The organism is Pseudonocardia pini (genome assembly GCF_013870575.1).
GTDB lineage: Bacteria > Actinomycetota > Actinomycetes > Mycobacteriales > Pseudonocardiaceae > Pseudonocardia > Pseudonocardia pini.
The window spans coordinates 1-2,304 of sequence record NZ_JACBXB010000832.1 but is presented as its reverse complement, the minus strand read 5'-3'; the positions used below and the strand labels follow the sequence as shown (position 1 = coordinate 2,304).

Annotated in this window: 4 protein-coding genes; 1 reads left to right on the top strand and 3 read right to left on the bottom strand. The window is 71.0% G+C overall.

Features of this window, described 5'->3' with window-relative positions; genetic code table 11:
* The 3 genes from H5J29_RS29630 to H5J29_RS29620 form a co-directional block, all read right to left on the bottom strand.
* The coding region (locus H5J29_RS29630; protein ID WP_181784267.1) for an FAD-dependent oxidoreductase at positions 1 to 341 on the bottom strand (341 nt) is incomplete at its 3' end.
* Entirely contained in the window at positions 338 to 655 is a 318-nt protein-coding gene (locus tag H5J29_RS29625) for a 2Fe-2S iron-sulfur cluster-binding protein (protein WP_181784266.1), read from the bottom strand. The genes H5J29_RS29630 and H5J29_RS29625, both read right to left, overlap by 4 nt.
* A 55-nt stretch (positions 656 to 710) precedes the next feature.
* Positions 711 to 1,439, bottom strand: coding sequence for a helix-turn-helix domain-containing protein (locus tag H5J29_RS29620; protein ID WP_181784265.1), 729 nt, complete (start codon positions 1,437 to 1,439; stop codon positions 711 to 713).
* A gap of 658 nt (positions 1,440 to 2,097) precedes the next feature.
* Between H5J29_RS29620 and H5J29_RS29615 the strand changes: the two genes are divergently transcribed.
* Positions 2,098 to 2,304: hypothetical protein (locus tag H5J29_RS29615; RefSeq protein ID WP_181784268.1), on the top strand; the 207-nt coding region annotated here is incomplete at its 3' end.

Sequence of the window (2,304 nt, the reverse complement as noted above, 5' to 3'; positions counted from 1 at the left end):
AGGTCCAGCCTGCGCGGCCGGGCGCCGGTCGCGAGGACGAGGTGGTCGTAGCGGGCGATGATCCCGCCACCGATGTGGACGGTCCTGGACTCCCGGTCGATGTGCCGGGCCGGGACGGGCACCACGGAGATGTCGCGGTCCTTGTAGAACGCGGAGGGCCGCAGGGGCTCCGGCACGGCGTCGGCCTCGAGGAGCTCCTTCGACACCGGCGGCCGCGCGTAGGGCAGCTCGGCCTCGCCGGAGACCAGGGTCACCGGGCCCTCGTAGCCGCGGTCGCGCAGCGAGTCCGCGGCCTGGACCCCGGCGTGACCGGCGCCGACGATCACCACACCGTCTCTCACTGCTGCTCCTCCGGCACGCGCACGACCAGCTGGGCGTCGCCGGCGGGCTTCAGCTGACAGGCCAGCCTGCTGTTGTCCTTGCGGGGCGAGGCGGTCCACTCGAGCATCGCCTCCTCGTCCTCGCCGGGGGGCAGGAACGACTCGGTGCTCTCGTCGAGGTAGACGTGGCAGGTCCCGCAGGTCGCGGCGCCACCGCACTCGCCGATGATGCCGGGGACCCGGTGGGCGAGGGCCGCCTGCATCACGCTCGTCGAGGGCGTGGTGGTGATCGTCTGGTTGGAACCGTCCGGGAGGACGTACGTGACGGTGGGCAAGACAGTTCTCCTGAGGTGGTGCGGGCGGTCCGTGGGCAGGGACGGTCGGCGGCGGTCACCGACGCCGGTCGAGCCAGCCGGCGACGAGATCGGCCTGCCTGCGGGGACAGGCGGCGAGCGCGACCTCGACGTCGCGTCCGATCTGCATGCGCAGCCTGCGCTCGAGGTCGTCGAGGCCCGCTCGGTCGAACGGGGTGGGCGAGAGCAGGAAGTGCAGGATCTCCTGGTCGGTCACGGCGATCAGGCCGTGCCCGGCGACCTGTCCGGGCAGCGACACCCCGACCCAGGTCAGGGCGGCGCGCACCGCCGCTCGGGCCTCGACCTCGCGGTCGAGGCCTGCGGGCGGCGGCTCCGGGCGGGGCCCGAGGATCCCCCAGCGGGCCAGGTACCGCGCCACGGTCACGGTGCTGAGCGTGACCGCGAGGTCGCGGCGGATCAGCTCGGCGACCGAGCGGCGGGTCCAGAGCAGCCACGGCAGACCCTGGGCGTCGGGCGGCCCGGCGGCCAGGGTCGTCAGGACGCGCTCCTGCTGCCAGGGGGCGAGGCTGAGCCGTTCCCCCGGCCGCCGGCCGCGTCGTCCCGGCCGGAACGACGCCTCGCCGCTCTCCCGGAAGGCGCGCACCCATTGGCCCACGGCCCGGCGGGACACCCCCAGCTGGAGCGCGACCTGGATCTGCGGCACGCCGGCCTCGACCGCACCCACGGCGCGCCTGCGCAGCTTCTCCAGGTCCTCCGGCGGCAGCCCGCGGGCGTCCGACGAACGTCCGAGCTCCTCGTCCTGCATGGCTGCAACGGCCCTCTGTTCGAAGGGTATCTGTTTTCTCGCGCTATCGTTGTACGAAGTTTGCGCGGCCTGGCGCGGCGAAAAGCGGACCGCCATGAATGGAGCACCTCCTCGTTGCTGGGTCTGCCGGTGGTGCTCCGCAAATCAAGCCGGGTTCCGTGTCGGAACGGTTCCGTGGTCGTAAACCGGACGTAAAAGAGGGCTCATAAAGACTCTGTTCACACGGTGAGAGCGGCCCTCACTCGATCGTGCCTGCAGCTACGAAACATGCACACGCTGCGAAAGTTTCGCTGCGTTACCAGGAGGTTCCGTTCGGATTGCCGGCTGACACCGCTGGTTGGCACCCTGCACGGCGGCCCAGCGAAAGTAATTGAGTGCGCAGTCCGACGGCCCGGTGCCACCTTTTTCGTGGCAGGTTCACCTGACAGGCTGACTGCCCTCGTTCTCACCTGCCGCGGCCTGCTGGAATGGGCGCTGTTTAACCTTGCCGACACGGACAAACAGAATCCGTTAACCCGCTTGCGTTTAGCTGATCCAGCTTCGCCGCGACCAGGTCGGCGGAAGCTGCTGAACCATTCGCGTTCGCCAGAGGAAACTGATGTCCGAATCCGCTCCCCCCGACCCCCCGAGGGGCAGGCGACACGGTCGCCTCGCCGCCGTGGGACTGCTGGCCGCGGCCGCCGTCGCGGCGTCGCTCGTGACCGTCGTCTTCACCGGGGGTGCCGTCCAGAGGGGCCCGGCGCCGATCACCTTCTCCCTCACGGACGAGAACGGCAAGTGGTTCGACTCGGGCCGGAACCTGTTCGGCGGCCAGTCGCTCGCCGTCGCCGTCCTGCCCCGGGTCCCCGCGGGTGCCGACGCCGAC